Origin of the sequence: Bradyrhizobium sp. CCBAU 11386 (assembly GCF_028128955.1) — a bacterium.
Classification (GTDB): domain Bacteria; phylum Pseudomonadota; class Alphaproteobacteria; order Rhizobiales; family Xanthobacteraceae; genus Bradyrhizobium.
Genome location: NZ_LBKA01000251.1, coordinates 98,252 through 111,811 on the forward strand (window position 1 = coordinate 98,252; position 13,560 = coordinate 111,811).

At 65.7% G+C, this 13,560-nt stretch carries 15 protein-coding genes; 7 read left to right on the forward strand and 8 right to left on the reverse strand.

All coding sequences use genetic code 11. From position 1 onward, the window contains the following. Nucleotides 1–2: 2 nt before the first annotated feature. Both XI09_RS33405 and XI09_RS33410 read right to left on the reverse strand, forming a co-directional pair. Nucleotides 3–1,589, reverse strand: a complete 1,587-nt coding sequence (locus XI09_RS33405) for a bifunctional 3-(3-hydroxy-phenyl)propionate/3-hydroxycinnamic acid hydroxylase (protein ID WP_271570654.1) — start codon at nucleotides 1,587–1,589, stop codon at nucleotides 3–5. Beyond that, nucleotides 1,586–2,488, reverse strand: a complete 903-nt coding sequence (locus XI09_RS33410) for a VOC family protein (protein WP_271570655.1) — start codon at nucleotides 2,486–2,488, stop codon at nucleotides 1,586–1,588. Before XI09_RS33410 ends, XI09_RS33405 begins: the two co-directional genes overlap by 4 nt. A gap of 170 nt (nucleotides 2,489–2,658) precedes the next feature. On the opposite strand from XI09_RS33410, the gene XI09_RS33415 reads away from it, so the two are divergent. Then, a complete protein-coding gene (locus tag XI09_RS33415; protein ID WP_271570656.1) occupies nucleotides 2,659–3,357 on the forward strand; it encodes a GntR family transcriptional regulator in 699 nt (232 codons plus the stop codon). Nucleotides 3,358–3,383: 26 nt separating this feature from the next. Here XI09_RS33415 and XI09_RS33420 read toward each other — a convergent pair whose 3' ends face one another. The 3 genes from XI09_RS33420 to XI09_RS33430 all read right to left on the reverse strand — a co-directional run bounded on the left by XI09_RS33420 (nucleotide 3,384) and on the right by XI09_RS33430 (nucleotide 6,164). Next, the gene (locus XI09_RS33420; protein ID WP_271570657.1) at nucleotides 3,384–4,370 is read right to left on the reverse strand and encodes a peptidyl-alpha-hydroxyglycine alpha-amidating lyase family protein; all 987 of its coding nucleotides are present in this window, start codon (nucleotides 4,368–4,370) and stop codon (nucleotides 3,384–3,386) included. A gap of 38 nt (nucleotides 4,371–4,408) precedes the next feature. After that, nucleotides 4,409–5,080: a 4-carboxy-4-hydroxy-2-oxoadipate aldolase/oxaloacetate decarboxylase gene (locus tag XI09_RS33425; protein WP_271570658.1), complete on the reverse strand. Its 672-nt coding sequence runs from the start codon at nucleotides 5,078–5,080 to the stop codon at nucleotides 4,409–4,411. A gap of 97 nt (nucleotides 5,081–5,177) precedes the next feature. After that, nucleotides 5,178–6,164, reverse strand: coding sequence for a LysR substrate-binding domain-containing protein (locus tag XI09_RS33430; protein ID WP_271570659.1), 987 nt, complete (start codon nucleotides 6,162–6,164; stop codon nucleotides 5,178–5,180). A 185-nt stretch (nucleotides 6,165–6,349) separates the two neighbouring features. Between XI09_RS33430 and XI09_RS33435 the strand changes: the two genes are divergently transcribed. The 6 genes from XI09_RS33435 to XI09_RS33460 are packed head-to-tail and all read left to right on the forward strand — an operon-like array spanning nucleotide 6,350 to nucleotide 11,027. Then, nucleotides 6,350–7,108 carry an SDR family oxidoreductase gene (locus XI09_RS33435; protein WP_271570660.1) on the forward strand — a complete coding sequence of 253 codons (759 nt, stop codon included), beginning with the start codon at nucleotides 6,350–6,352 and terminating at the stop codon, nucleotides 7,106–7,108. A 47-nt stretch (nucleotides 7,109–7,155) separates the two neighbouring features. Then, nucleotides 7,156–7,614, forward strand: a complete 459-nt coding sequence (accB, locus tag XI09_RS33440; protein WP_271570661.1) for an acetyl-CoA carboxylase biotin carboxyl carrier protein — start codon at nucleotides 7,156–7,158, stop codon at nucleotides 7,612–7,614. Next, nucleotides 7,614–8,969: an acetyl-CoA carboxylase biotin carboxylase subunit gene (accC, locus tag XI09_RS33445; RefSeq protein WP_271570662.1), complete on the forward strand. Its 1,356-nt coding sequence runs from the start codon at nucleotides 7,614–7,616 to the stop codon at nucleotides 8,967–8,969. Before accB ends, accC begins: the two co-directional genes overlap by 1 nt. After that, the gene (pxpB, locus tag XI09_RS33450) at nucleotides 8,966–9,628 is read left to right on the forward strand and encodes a 5-oxoprolinase subunit PxpB (protein ID WP_271570663.1); all 663 of its coding nucleotides are present in this window, start codon (nucleotides 8,966–8,968) and stop codon (nucleotides 9,626–9,628) included. The genes accC and pxpB (XI09_RS33450) overlap by 4 nt, the downstream gene beginning before the upstream one ends. Then, nucleotides 9,625–10,608: a biotin-dependent carboxyltransferase family protein gene (locus XI09_RS33455; protein WP_271570664.1), complete on the forward strand. Its 984-nt coding sequence runs from the start codon at nucleotides 9,625–9,627 to the stop codon at nucleotides 10,606–10,608. The genes pxpB (XI09_RS33450) and XI09_RS33455 overlap by 4 nt, the downstream gene beginning before the upstream one ends. Beyond that, a complete protein-coding gene (locus tag XI09_RS33460; protein ID WP_271570665.1) occupies nucleotides 10,593–11,027 on the forward strand; it encodes an acetyl-CoA carboxylase biotin carboxyl carrier protein in 435 nt (144 codons plus the stop codon). Before XI09_RS33455 ends, XI09_RS33460 begins: the two co-directional genes overlap by 16 nt. Here XI09_RS33460 and XI09_RS33465 read toward each other — a convergent pair. Genes XI09_RS33465 through pxpB (XI09_RS33475) form a run of 3 tightly spaced genes read right to left on the reverse strand, consistent with a single transcriptional unit; the run spans nucleotide 11,020 to nucleotide 13,492 of the window. Next, the gene (locus XI09_RS33465) at nucleotides 11,020–11,787 is read right to left on the reverse strand and encodes a LamB/YcsF family protein (protein ID WP_271570666.1); all 768 of its coding nucleotides are present in this window, start codon (nucleotides 11,785–11,787) and stop codon (nucleotides 11,020–11,022) included. The genes XI09_RS33460 and XI09_RS33465 overlap by 8 nt on opposite strands. A gap of 35 nt (nucleotides 11,788–11,822) precedes the next feature. After that, on the reverse strand, nucleotides 11,823–12,800 hold the full coding sequence (locus tag XI09_RS33470) for a biotin-dependent carboxyltransferase family protein (protein WP_271570667.1): 978 nt from the start codon (nucleotides 12,798–12,800) through the stop codon (nucleotides 11,823–11,825). Further along, nucleotides 12,797–13,492 (reverse strand): 5-oxoprolinase subunit PxpB, encoded by a 696-nt coding sequence (pxpB, locus tag XI09_RS33475; RefSeq protein ID WP_271570668.1) that lies wholly within the window; start codon nucleotides 13,490–13,492, stop codon nucleotides 12,797–12,799. The genes XI09_RS33470 and pxpB (XI09_RS33475) overlap by 4 nt, the downstream gene beginning before the upstream one ends. Nucleotides 13,493–13,560 lie beyond the last annotated feature (68 nt).

The window sequence follows — 13,560 nt, forward strand, 5'->3', positions numbered from 1 at the left end:
TTTCAGATCGGGTTGTGGTTGCCGCGCAGGCGTGAGCTGATGTCGTGCAAGAGCCGGCTGAGTTCGGACGCACTGCGCGCCGTCCCGAACACGTAGTGATCCGGGCGCACGATCGCGGCGACGACGCCGTGACGGTCGAACCAGCCGGCCAGCACGCCGTCGATTTCTTCCAGAGTGCCGGGCTTGTCGGCGCCGGCGGGTGCGACGGCCGTCGCGGGCAGGTCCGGGTGCGCGGCGCAGAGCGCGGCGAGCGACGATGCGTCGCTGCGCCGGCCGTCGATGAAGACGCGCAGGCCCGGGTCGGTCATCTGATCGAGCAGCCGAGGCCCGCCGTCACTGGCGATGCGCGGCTGCGGAAACAGGCTGCCGCGTGCCGCGCCGTCCTGCTCCGAAAGAAAGCCTGCGCGCAGCGGCGGGATGATCTCCTGCCGCGTCAGCACAAGCGGCTTACCGCCGCCCTCGGAGAGAATCTGCGCATCGCGCCGTCGAGCGGCGGCCGGGTCGCGCTCGCAGATCGACTGGCCGATCGCCTTGATCTTGCCGGTCAGCTCGATGACATGCTGCTTGCGCTCGGCGGTGTAGCTGTCGAGCAGGCCGTCGGGCGAAGTGCCCTTCAGCACGCGATCGAGCTTCCAGACGAGATTGGTCGCATCGCGCAGGCCCTGGCACATGCCCTGGCCGATGAAGGGCGGCTGCTGATGCGCGGCATCGCCGGCGATGAGGACGCGGCCATTGCGCCAGTCGGCAGCGACCAGGGCGTGGAAGCGATAGGATGCCGCGCGCCACAGCTCGCCATCCGCAGGCGCGAGCCACGGCGCCAGCAACGACCACACGTTCTCGGGCCGCTCCATCGCCCGCGGGTCTTCGCCCGGCAGCAGCATGATCTCCCAGCGGCGATGGTTGTTCGGGCCGATCAGAAAGCTCACGGGCCGCGCCGGGTTGCAGAACTGCGCCGAGCTTTGGGGCAGCCTTGCGATCGCGCCGGGATTGACGCGCACGTCGACCACGAGCCACGGCTCGTCGAAGATCAGGTCTTCCAGCGCGATGCCGGCGATCTGCCGCACCGTGCTGGACGCGCCGTCACAGCCGAGCACATAGCGCGCCGTCACCGATCGCAACTGTCCGTCGGCATCCCGCAGCGTCGCCTCGACGTGCTCGGGCCGCTGCACGAGATCGACCAGTTCGACGCCGAGCGCGGCACGCACGCAATCAAAGCTCAAAGCGTGACGGCGCAGCTCGGCCTCGACCGGCGGCTGGCTGAACACCATGCTCGGCGTGTAGCCGAGCGGGTAGGGTTTTGCGACCATGTCGATGCGACGGATCAACTGGCCGTCAGCGCCAAAATGTTCGGAAGCCGTGAAAGGCTCGACGTGAGGCGAGATTGCCTCGGCCACACCCATGTTGTCGAAGTGGCGAAAGATCTCGTGATCGAGCGCGATCGCGCGCGGCTTGTCGTAGATACCGGCGAGCCGGTCGACGACCAGCGTGCGATGGCCAAGCCGGCCGAGCAGGCCGCTCGCGACCGCGCCGGTCGGTCCGAAGCCGACGACGAGCACGTCATGGCCGGTGACTGCTGAAGACATCGTCATGCGTGCCCGCCTGCGTCGAACAGCACGGCGAGCTGTGCCGCCTTGCAGGCCTCGCTCTTGGGCGGCGCGATGCCCCATTGATCGGTGCGTCCCGGCGGCCAGACCCATTCGGCCGGTCCCTTCGCGCGATAGCTGTCATCAACCTGCAAGACTTCGGCGGTGTATTCGATGACGACACCGGTCGGATCGACGAAGTAGGCGAACACATTGTCGCCGGGCCCATGCCGGCCGACGCCCCAGCCGATCGGGAAGCCGTGATCGATCATGCGGCCGGAGCCGCGCATCACCGACTCCAGGTCCGGCATCAGGAAGGCGACATGGTTGAGGCCGTTGACCTTCGCCTCCGCGAGAACGGCAGCGTGGTGGTCGCTGTTGCAGCACAGAAACGCCATCAGCTTCGAGCGGTCAGTCTGGCGGAAGCCGAGAACCTGCTGATAGAAGCTCGAGAGCTGTTCGATGTCGGCGCTGTTGATGTTGACATGCGCGAGCCGCTCGGGGCGGTCGGCCGCGACGCGCGCCGTCTTGGTGCGATCGCCATGGACGAACTCCATGCAGCAGCCCTGCGGCTCCCGGATCACGAAATGCACGCCGCCTGACGGTGTCTGCGACGGGCCGGGCGGCGTGATGACTTCGCAGGCCGCTTCGCGCGCGCGGGCAAACAGGCGGTCGAGATCCTCGCGCGAACGCACGCGAAAGCTCACCTTGCGCAGCGCCGCCCGCTCGCCTTGCGTGAGCTCGAGAACGTGGAAGTCGGATCCCGTCGCCGCGAGATAGATCGTGCCATCGGCGTTCGCGACGAAATCGAGTCCCCAGACCTTTGCGTAGAAATCGGCCGAGGCACCGAGCTGCGGCGTCGTGAGCTCGACACTGCGCAGAGAGGCCACCGGGAAATTGGACATCGGGCTTCCTCGTCAGTGGCCGCGGACTGGAGCTGCCTGGTCGCGACCGAACCTGTTGTTGTTGGCGAAGGAGTAATATATATAAAATCGACCGTAAAGCATAAATTTATAAATTATCGGTCGACGGCCGGCTGATGTACAAAAAATGCCGATGAATCAGTGGGACTCTCATGAGCTCTGACCTGTCGAGCCCGAAGATGGAGGCGCCGGCAACGCTGGCGACGACCATCTATGCCCGCCTCAAGGCCGACATCCTGACCACGCGCCTCGCGCCCGGGCGCAAGCTCCAGTCGCGCTTCCTGATGGAGCACTACAATGTCGGGCAGACGCCGCTGCGCGAGGCGCTCAACCGTCTGACCACGGAGGAGTTCGTCATCGGCATGGAGCAGCGCGGCTTCTACGTGAAGCCGGTCAGCAAGGACGAACTCCAGGAGCTGACCAAGACGCGCTGCTGGGTCGAGGGCCTCGCGCTGCGCGAGTCCATGCAGAACGCGACGCAAGACTGGGAGGAAGCCCTCCTGGTCACGCATCACAGGCTCGACCGCACCCCGCGCTCGCTCGACCCCGAAAAGTTCGAGGACAATCCGGACTGGGAGAAAGCGCACCGCGCCTTCCATGCGACGCTGATCGGGCTATGCGGCTCGCGCCCGCTGCTTGGCTTCTGCGAGCAGCTCGCCGACCGGCTCTATCGCTATCGCATGATGTCGATCGCAAAGGCCTATCCGATCCGGAAGGTCGGCGCCGAGCACGCGCAGATCCTTCAGGCGGTGCTGGACCGCAAGACCGACGACGCCGTCGCGCTGCTCCAGCAGCACTATCAGCGCACGGCCGACGTCATCTATTCCGATCTCGAGACGGTACTCACCTAGCACCGTCAGGCCGTCAACGTTCGCCTCTAGCGAGGTTCTTCCACTACGCGCTCCAGTTTCTGCAAACAGCGCGTTGTGCGGACCACGGCCGGCATGTCCTCGTCCGGAAAATTCGTCTTCCAGTCGGTGACGCCGACCTCACCGACATACATGTCGCCCCTGGAATCCAGCGCGATGCCATGCGGCGCGAGGAATTTGCCGCTCGCAAGACCGGGACCATCCTCGCCGCCGAGCCGCGCGATGCGCTTGCCCTTGGCGTCCACGATCGACAGCCGCGGGCCGAGATTGGGCACCTTGCGGTTGACCGGCATGGCGGGGCCGAGCTCGCCGATCACGAAGGTCGGGTTCTTAGCCCCACCGCAGCAGCACAGCGCGCACGGCCGGTGCAGATTGTTCCACTGCGTCTCATATTTGCCGTTGCCGTCGAACACCTGCACGCGATGGTTCTCGCGGTCGGCGACATAGACCCAGCCGTCGGCGTCGGTGACGATGTTGTGCACGGTGTTGAACTGGCCGGGGTCGGTGCCGGGCGCGCCCCAGCTCCTGATCAGCCTGCCATCCGGTGTGAACTTGTGGATGCGGGCGTTGCCGTAGCCGTCGGAGACGTAGATCTCGCCCTTCGGTGACAGCGCGGTGTGGGTGCAGCGATGGAAGGGATCGCCGCTCATGAACGGCGATGGCTTTTCGGGGACGCCGATCGTCAGCAGCACCTTGCCGTCGGTCGTGCACTTGCGCACGGTGTGGTCGCCGTCGTCGGTGCAAAAGAGATTGTCATCGGCATCGATGGAAAGGCCGTGGGCGCGGGAGAACACCCCCTCGCCCCAGCTGCGCAGGAAATTGCCGTCGCGGTCGAGCACCACCATCGGATGGGCGCCGCGGTTGAAGACGTAGATGCGGTCGCGGCTGTCGACCGCGACCGAGGCAACGTCGGTGAGCTGCCAGCCATCCGGCAGCTTCGCCCAATTGTCGACGAAGCGGTAGCGATGCTCGCCCGAGCCGAGAATGGCTGCCACTGGTTTTCCTGTTATTGCTCGCTTGCTGCGCCTGCCGCTCAGGCGAAGGTGCAGCCCTTGGATTCCAGCACCTTGCCGATACCGGAGAGCTCGAGGATGTCCCCGCCGGCCTTGAGCGCCTTCATCACGCCGGCTTCCTTGTCCTCGCGCGCCGCGGACTTCACGCAGACGTCGGCGATGTTCTCCTTCGGCACGATCACGACGCCGTCGTCATCGGCGCTCACGATGTCGCCGGGACGGACGGCGATGCCGCCAATGACGATCGGCTGGTTGATGGTGCCGAGGGTCTCCTTGACGGTGCCCTTCATGCAGAGGCCGTAGGAGAAGACGTTGAAGCCGGTGGCGCGCACAGCCAGTCCGTCGCGAACGCCGGCATCCGTGACCAGGCCGACGATACCCTTGGCGACGCAGGCCGTCGCCAGCACCTCGCCGAAACCGCCCTGCTCGGGGTGATCGCCCGCGCTCACCACGAGCACGTCGCCCGGCTTGGCCAGCGAAATCGCCGTGATCAGCATCATGTTGTCGGCCGGATGGCAGCTCACCGTCAGCGCCGGTCCGCAGGCGCGCATCCCGGAATAGATCGGCTTGATGCGGGAGGTCAGCGCACCCGATCGCCCCTGCGCCTCGTGCAGGGTGGACGGAGGAAACTGCTTGATGCGTTCGATGAGGTCTGCACCAGGCCGATCGAATGTTCTGACGACGTGAACCATGGTCCCTCCGAGGGTCCGCAATCTGCGCTTCACCTCAGATAGTCGACCGTCTCACATCGGAGAATTTCAGATTTTAGGATTGCCACATCGCGTTTCGTTATGGCTCGTTCTTCTGACCCTCCAGAGGCGATGTTGGGGGCCCCTCTGCGATGGTAACCGCGCCGGGAGGGATATCGAACTGCCCCCAGGTCTTGACGATGATCTCGAGCAATATCTTGTAGACAGCGAATGCGGCGTCGGACAAGGCAGCGTTATCGGAAATGCAGAGCGACATCTGCTGCGAGGCCGACGGCGCATTGATCCGCCGAATGCAGAGTTCATCCAGGTTCGGTAATGCCTTTGCGATGGAGATGGGGAGCACGGCAGCACCCACTCCGGCCGCAATCGCCGAAGACAGGGTCGATTGGGAATGGATCTCGGCGACGATGCGCGGGCGCAGTCCCACCTCGGCGCAGACCCGCTCGACCGTCTGTCGCAGGAAGGATTCCCGATATGGAAGAAGCAGGTCGAATCGTGCGACCTCCTCCGCCGAAACCTCCTCCGGAGGCGTCTGCTCCGAATACATGCTGCGGGGTGCGACAAGATAGAAATACTCGCGCATCAGCGGCTTGTAATCGAGACCGGTCACCGGGCGATCGCCGTAGAGGACGGCCATATCCATGCTCCCCTTCAGCATCATTTCGCTGAGCATGACCCCGGAGCTGTCGTAAATGTGCGGCACGATGCCGGGATAGCGTTCACGCACCTGCATCAACAGCGGGGTCGCGAGCAATGCCGCCGAGCTCAGCGGGGCCAGGCCGATCGTGACGTTGCCGGTCAACTCCGGCTTGTTGTCCAGAATGGTGCGCCTCGCCTCTTCGATCTGCCGCTGGATCGACTTGGCATAGCGATAGAGGATTCGTCCGGCCTCGGTGGGCTTGACCCCGCGGGCGCTGCGATCGAGCAGCTTGCACTTGAATTCCGCCTCCAGGCTCGCAATGTGCTGGCTCAGGGCCGGCTGCGCGACATTCAGCACCTTCGCCGCGCTCGTCATGCTGCCGAGATCCACGACCTTGATGAAGGCCTCCAAACGTTTCGTATCCAATACGGCGCCTCCGGATATCCAGACAGGGAGCGATGCAGCAGCAATAGGCTGAAGCTATGGGATCAGAAGGAATTGTTCTTACCACCTGGAACCTGAGGGGCCTATAGGTAGTGCTGCACTCGTCCGCCGCTCGCGTTACAGCCGACGCCATTCGGGGTTGGACGGTAGCAGAGGAGCCCTCACGGATGGGATTTTCGGACTATCGAACGGCCCTGGTGACGGGCGCATCCTCGGGGATCGGGGCTGCGACGGTTCGCCGCCTGAGTGCGGAAGGGCTCGAAGTTTACGCCGTGGCCCGCGATGCCACTCGCCTGAGCGCCTTGTCCGCGGAGACCGGCTGTCGACCATGCGCCGTCGACATCAGCGACCTCGACGCGCTTGCCGCCCTGGCGACATCGGCCGAGTTCGACGTCCTGGTCAACAACGCCGGCCAGTCCCGGCGCGGCAATATCCTGGACACGACGCCGGAGGATGTCGATGCGCTCATCGACGTCAATCTGCGCGCGGTCCTGCATCTGACCCGGCTCGTCGTGCCGGGCATGGCCCGCCGCGACCGCGGCCATGTCGTCAACATCTCCTCCATCGCCGGCCATTACGCATTCGGTGGCGGAAACACCGTGTATCATGCCACCAAAGCGGGCATTCACTCGCTGTCGCAGCAATTGCGCGTTGACCTCTACGGAACCAGGGTTCGCGTCACCGAGATATCGCCGGCCCGGGTCGAGACGGAAGTGTTCGGACGGCTGCTGGGTGATCTGGCCGAAGCCAAGCGCCGCTTCTTCGACGATTACGATGCACTCCAGCCCGAGGACATCGCCAATTCGATCGCCTTCGCGGTTGGATCGCCGGCGCGCATGAATGTCGCCTTCATGGAAGTGCTGCCGACCCAGCAGGTCGTCGGCGGCCTCAATTTCGCACAGAAGAGCCGGCCGCCGGCAGAGTGAGGCATGAACGCCCCGAACTCGACAGGCCGTCAACGCGGAGCGTGACTGTGGACCTCCCCAAAATCGAACAACTCGTGGATCTGGTTGCACGCTCCTCCATCGCGGAGCTGGACCTCACGCAGGACGGGACCCGCATTCGCATCCTCAAGCGCGCCTCTGCGGGAGCCTCACCGGTCCCGGCACACCCCGCAAGCGAGAGCAGCGTTGAGGCTCCCGCTCTTGATCGCCAAGAGAGCCCTCGTCCCGACGCGACCGCCGACATTGTCGTGCCGGCGCCGATGCACGGCGTGTTCTACCGGGCCGCGGCGCCGGACGAGCCGCCGCTGGTCGAGGTCGGCGCACGGATCGAGGCGGGGCAGAAGATCTGCATCATCGAGGCGATGAAGACCTTCATCGACATCGCCGCCGAGGCACCCGGTGTCGTGCTTGCGATCCTCGCGGAGAACGGTGACGAGATCGAAGCAGGGCAGCCCCTGTTCCGAATCGATCCTGCAGGTTCATCCTGATGTTCGACAAGGTCCTGATCGCCAATCGCGGCGAGATCGCGCTTCGCATCCAGCGCGCCTGTCGGGCGATGGGTCTCAAGACGGTCGTCATTCACTCGGAGGCGGACCGCGACGCGCGCTACGTTGCGCTCGCAGATCAGGCGCTCTGCATCGGACCGGCGCCGGCGAGCAGCACTTATCTCAACGTGGCAGCGATCCTGCTCGCGGCCGAGGTCAGCGGCGCCCAGGCAATTCACCCTGGTTACGGATTCCTCTCGGAGAGCGCGGAGTTCGCCGAACGGGTCGCGCGCGCCGGTCTCACCTTCATCGGCCCGCCCGCCGACTGCATCCGGACCATGGGCGACAAGGTCGCCGCCAAGCGCGCGATGCGGATGGCGGGCGTCCCTTGCGTACCCGGACCGGACAGTGCCCTGCCGGATGATCCGGCCGAGGTGCGCGCGATTGCGCGGGACATCGGATATCCTGTCATCATCAAGGCCGCCGGTGGCGGCGGCGGGCGCGGCATGCGGATCGTCCGCAACGAGCACGCGCTGGACGAGGCGCTGGCGCTGACCCGCGCCGAAGCCAGCAAGGCCTTTGGGAACGCTGCGGTCTATATCGAGAAATTCCTCGAAAAGCCGCGCCATATCGAGATTCAGGTGCTGTCCGATCAGCACGACAATCACCTCTGGCTCGGCGACCGCGACTGCTCGCTCCAGCGCAGGAACCAGAAGGTCGTCGAGGAAGCTCCCGCGCCCGGCATCGATCGCGCGCTGATCGAACGGGTGGGCGCAAGCTGCGTCGAAGCCTGCCGCCGGATCGGCTATCGCGGCGCCGGCACTTTCGAATTCCTCTACGAGGACGGGCAGTTCTTCTTCATCGAGATGAACACGCGCGTCCAGGTCGAGCATCCCGTCACCGAGATGACGACGGGGATCGACATCGTCAAGGAGCAGATCCGCATCGCGCGGGGCGAGCCGCTGGGGATCGCGCAAGGCGACATCGCGCGTGTCGGCCATGCGGTCGAATTCCGCATCAACGCCGAAGATCCCACCACCTTCGCGCCCTCGCCGGGCACGGTGACGCGCTGGGACGTGCCAGGCGGCATCGGCATCCGCGTCGATTCGCACATCACTGCCGGCGCCTCCGTTCCCCGTCACTACGACTCGCTGATCGGCAAGCTGATCGCCCATGGCGGCACCCGTGACGAGGCCCTGGCACGCGCGCGCGTCGCCTTGTCCGAGTTGCGCGCCGAAGGCGTCCGAACCAACGTGCCGCTGCATCAGGCGATCCTCGCCGATCCTGCGTTCTGCCGTGGCGGCTACGACATCCATCATCTCGAGCACTGGATGAATGCGCGGGTGGCCGCGCAATGACGAAGCCGGACCGGCCGCGGATCAGCCTGCTCGGGACATCAGCCCTCCTGTTCGAGGCGCCCGGAGCGTTCGACCTGCCGCATCAGCGGCGCATCTGGTCGCTGGCGGCCACCGCGTCGAAATGGCCAGGAATCCGCGAGGCCATTCCCGGCATCACCAACCTGATGCTGACCTTCGAGACCCCTCCCCGCGAGCTGGACGACCTGATCGCCGCCCTCAACGACGGCTGGGACGCGGCGGAAGGCCTCGCGATTGGCGGTCGCGAGATCAGGCTGCCGGTCACCTACGGCGGAGAGATCGGATCGTCGCTCCAGTCCGTTGCCGATCACTGCGGCCTGTCCGTCGACGACGTCGTTTCGATCCATGCCGCGCCGCTGTACACGGTGTTCGCACTCGGCAGCCATCCCGGCTACTGCTACCTCGGCGGCATGGACGCGCGCATCACCATGCCGCGGCGGCAGACGCCGCTACAGCGTTCCGCAGGCGGCTCGGTCTCCATCGGCGGATCGCAGACCGGCGTCTCCGCATCGCCCGGGCCGAGCGGCTGGCACGCCATCGGGCATACGAGCTGGACGTTCTTCGATCCGACCTGGCCGACGCCGGCCGCGCTCGCGCCGGGCGATACGATCCGCTTCGAGATCAAGCAGGTGATCCGGTGATCGAGATCCTGTCAGTCACGGGACCCGCCAGCGTCCAGGATCTCGGCCGTTTCGACCAGTATCGCTTCGGGGTCGGCACATCGGGTGCAATGGACGACGTTGCCTTGCGCGCCGGCAACATCCTTCTCGGCAACGAAGAGAACGCTGCCGGCATCGAAATCCCGATGATGCCGTTCCGCCTTCGTTTCGGCCGGGACATGGCCTTTGCGCTCACCGGCGCCGGTGTCGAGGCCGAGATCGCAGGACGCGCAATCCCGCCATGGTGGCGGTCGCACGCCCATGCCGGAGATATTCTGAACATCAAGGCGATGCCCCGCGGCGCACGACTCTATCTGACCGTCGGCGGTGGCATCGAGGTGCCGATGGTGCTGGGCTCGCGCAGCACGCAGTTTCGCGGCGAGTTCGGCGGCTGGCACGGACGGCCGCTCCAGCCCGGCGACATTCTGCCCTGTGCCACCCCCACCGCGACCATCGGCGAGCTCGGGGTCGAACCGGCCGAGATCACGCTGGCGCAGCCGAACGCTGCCGCGGACGAGACCGTCGTCAGGGTCGTGATCGCCGGGGAATATGACGGGTTCGATGCCGCCACGCAGGAGCGCTTCTGGTCCAGCAGCTGGAAGATCACGCCCCAAAGCAACCGCTACGGCTACCGCCTGCAAGGACCTGCCGTGAAGCCGACAGCGCCGATCGAGAAACGCTCGCACGGCATCGTCCCCGGCGTCATCCAGATTCCGCCCAACGGACAGCCCATCATCCAGATGCGCGATGCGCAGACATCTGGCGGCTATCCGAAGATCGCGACCGTGATCCGGGCCGACCTGTGGCGCGTCGGACAGGCGCGGCTCGGCGGAATGCTGCGGTTCGAGCAGACCGCTTACGCCGATGCACTTGCAGCCGAGGCCGAGATGTCCGCCTATCTGGATCGGCTCAGGACCAGCGTGCGCCTTGTCGAGGAGAGCAGAACATGCCGATCAAGCTGACCGATATCGAGCGTCTGGCGCAGATCCTCGAAAGGGCCGGCGTCGACACGATCGAGATCGAGGAGCCCGGCCAGTCCCTGAAGCTCGTCGTGGACACCGGCGCCCGGATGGCTGCATCTGCGACGCTTGCCGCGGCAGCCGCCTCTGCCACAGACCATTCCGTCATCGCGAAAGCGGATGTCGCAGGACATTTCCTTGCGGCCCATCCCTGGCGGGACAAGCCGTTCGTCGCGCCCGGCCAGCGCATCGAGGCCGGCGCGATCGTCGGCCTGGTCAAAATCGGGTTGCTGTACGCGCCCATCGTTGCACCGGCCGCCGGCACCGTCGATGCCGTGATCGCGGAGCCCGGCGCGACCGTCGGCTATGGCACACCGATCGTGCGCATCTGCCCGCGCGCCGGGAGCGGCCCGATCAATTGAGCAAGACGGTCGCGGGCGTGACTTCGCCGCCGCCCTGCTCGATCACGCGGCGCACCGTGCCGGCGAGATTGACCGATCCAGGCGTGTCGCTGTGGATCAGGATCGAGCGCGCCTCGACCTTGATCGACTTGCCTTCGATGGTCTGCACCGTTCCGCTGTCGAGAAAGCGCTTGACCCGCTCGGCCACGGCTTCAGTCGAGGTGATGACCGAGTTGGGAAGCTTGCGGGACACCAGATGGCCGTTCTCGTCATAGGCGCGATCAGCCAGGAACAGAGTCAGGATGCGCAGGCCTACCTTGCGCGCGGCGCGCACGATCTCGGCATCAGGCTGCGAGAACACGATGAAATCGCGATTGATGGTCGCAATCGCGCGGGCGACGACATCGGCCATGTCGGGGTCCGCATTGACCATGTTGCCCATCGCAGCATGGAAGCTGACATGGGTCACGCGGTGGCCGGCATTGGCCGCGATCGCCTGCAACGCGCCGATCTGATAGACCATGTGCTTCTCGAGCTCGGCGGCGTCCATCTGGATCACGCGGCGGCCAAATCCGAGCAGATCCGGCAGACCCGGGTGGGCGCCGACCTCGACCCCCTTCTGCTTTGCCAGCCGGACCATGCGATCCATGATGATGGGATCGCCGGCGTGGAAGCCGCATGCCACGTTGGCGGACGAGATGATGCCCATCAGCGCCTCGTCGTCGCAGATGCGATAATTGCCGAAACCTTCGCCCATGTCCGAATTGATGCCGATTTTCATGTTCGCACCCTGCTCTTGTTCTTGTTGACGTTCACTCAAAGCGCTCGATAGAGATCCGCAGTCGCACGCAACTTCGCGAGGTAGTCGTTGACGGGAGCCATGGCCGCAACGGCCTCCTGGTAGCTGACCTCGCTGAAGGCAATGAGCGTTCCCGGCGCCGCCTGGCCCAGACGCCAGAGATCGGCCTGAATCACGGCCGCCATCTTCGGATAGCCGCCTGCCGTATTGGCGTCGCTCATCTGGATGATCGGCTCGCCGGCCGGCGGCACCTGCACGACACCAGCCACCACGCCATGCGAGCGCATCTCGACGGGCGCGTCCAATGTCAGCTTGTCTCCGGTGAGGCGGTATCCACCCCGGTCGCTCCGGGCGCTGATCTTCCATGTCGTGGACCAGAACGTCGCCTGCATCGCCTCCGAAAACAGATCATACTCGCCGGCCCGCATGACGCGTATCCGCAGCACACGATCATCCGCCGGGCCGGAACGCGTGATCGCCACATCCGGCGGCACGACGCCGAAATCGAAGCGGCCGTCAGCATTGCGCGGCGAACTCCCGATCGGCACGACGTCGCCCGCCTCCAAGGTGCGCCCCTCGAACCCGCCGAACCCGGCGCGCAGATGCGTGCTGCGCGAGCCCAGCACGCGCGGAACATCGATGCCACCGCCGAACGTCGCGTAGACGCGCGCCCCGCGCCTCGGCACGGCGATCGCGAGAATGTCGCCCGCCTTCGCCCGCGTGCACCACCACGGCCGCACGGCTGATCCGGCCAGCGTGGACTCGTGATCGGCGCCGGTGAGCGCAAACGCGGTGTCGGCCGAAAAGCGCAGGCGGAACGGAAAGGTCTGGATCTCGATGCCGGCCGCACCGTCGTCATTGCCGAGCAGCGCATTGCCGGCCGCGAGCGCGACGGGATCCATGGCGCCCGATGTGCTCACGCCGAAACGGCGCGCGCCGCGGCGGCCAAGATCCTGGATGGTGTTGAAGGCGGGACTGGTCAGTATCTCGATCACAGCTCGATCCGATCGATCCTGAATCTGACACGGTCACCCGGAAGCATGAGCGAGGGCTGCTCGGACTGCGGGTCGAACATCGCGACCGAGGCCCATCCGATGGCATTCCACCCATTCGGACTTGTCAGCACCGCGACGCCGGTCTGCATCCCGCCGATGGTCACCGAACCCGCCCGCATGTTGAGCGACGGCACGGATTTGCGCGGCATGTGGATGCGCGGATCGAGACCGTGGAGGTAGCCGAACCCCGGGGAGCTCGCGATGGCGCAGACGGTGTAGTCGCCCTCGCTGTGGATCCTGATGACCTCGCGCTCGGACAGTCCGGCGCGGTTCGCCACCGCCGGCAGGTCAAAGCCGAGCTCCCCGCCATAGACCACGGGAATTTCGATGATCTTGCCGTCGGCCTTGCGGCTCGGCATACGATGCCACAGTTCGACGATCGAAGCGCTGAGCATGCCAATATCCGCGGGCGGCCGCTCGAATACGAGCATCACATTGGTAACGCCAATGACGGCTTCCTGGACGTTGGGCCAGGCTGATACAGCATCCGCCAGCGCCCAGATGCGTCCCTGCTGAACCAGGTCAAAGTCACCCGGCGCCTCGACCAGCATCGCAAGCGTGCCGATCAGGCTGATCTTCGGGCTTTTCTCGATCGTGCCGACGAAGGGGGCGCTGGGCTGATTAATCGACAAAAGGGCCTCGCTGATCCAACGCCCGTGGCGCCGCCACCCTCAAATCTAGCCAGGCAGCGGAAGCCGAT

Excerpts from the sequence above, each read along its gene's own strand:
- XI09_RS33465 (WP_271570666.1), bottom strand. The coding sequence starts at position 11,787 with ATGAAAATCGGCATCAATTCGGACATGGGCGAAGGTTTCGGCAATTAT.
- XI09_RS33415 (WP_271570656.1), top strand. The coding sequence starts at position 2,659 with ATGAGCTCTGACCTGTCGAGCCCGAAGATGGAGGCGCCGGCAACGCTG.
- XI09_RS33425 (WP_271570658.1), bottom strand. The coding sequence starts at position 5,080 with ATGGTTCACGTCGTCAGAACATTCGATCGGCCTGGTGCAGACCTCATC.
- XI09_RS33410 (WP_271570655.1), bottom strand. The coding sequence starts at position 2,488 with ATGTCCAATTTCCCGGTGGCCTCTCTGCGCAGTGTCGAGCTCACGACG.
- pxpB (WP_271570663.1), top strand. The coding sequence starts at position 8,966 with ATGACGAAGCCGGACCGGCCGCGGATCAGCCTGCTCGGGACATCAGCC.
- XI09_RS33435 (WP_271570660.1), top strand. The coding sequence starts at position 6,350 with ATGGGATTTTCGGACTATCGAACGGCCCTGGTGACGGGCGCATCCTCG.
- accC (WP_271570662.1), top strand. The coding sequence starts at position 7,614 with ATGTTCGACAAGGTCCTGATCGCCAATCGCGGCGAGATCGCGCTTCGC.
- XI09_RS33405 (WP_271570654.1), bottom strand. The coding sequence starts at position 1,589 with ATGACGATGTCTTCAGCAGTCACCGGCCATGACGTGCTCGTCGTCGGC.
- XI09_RS33460 (WP_271570665.1), top strand. The coding sequence starts at position 10,593 with ATGCCGATCAAGCTGACCGATATCGAGCGTCTGGCGCAGATCCTCGAA.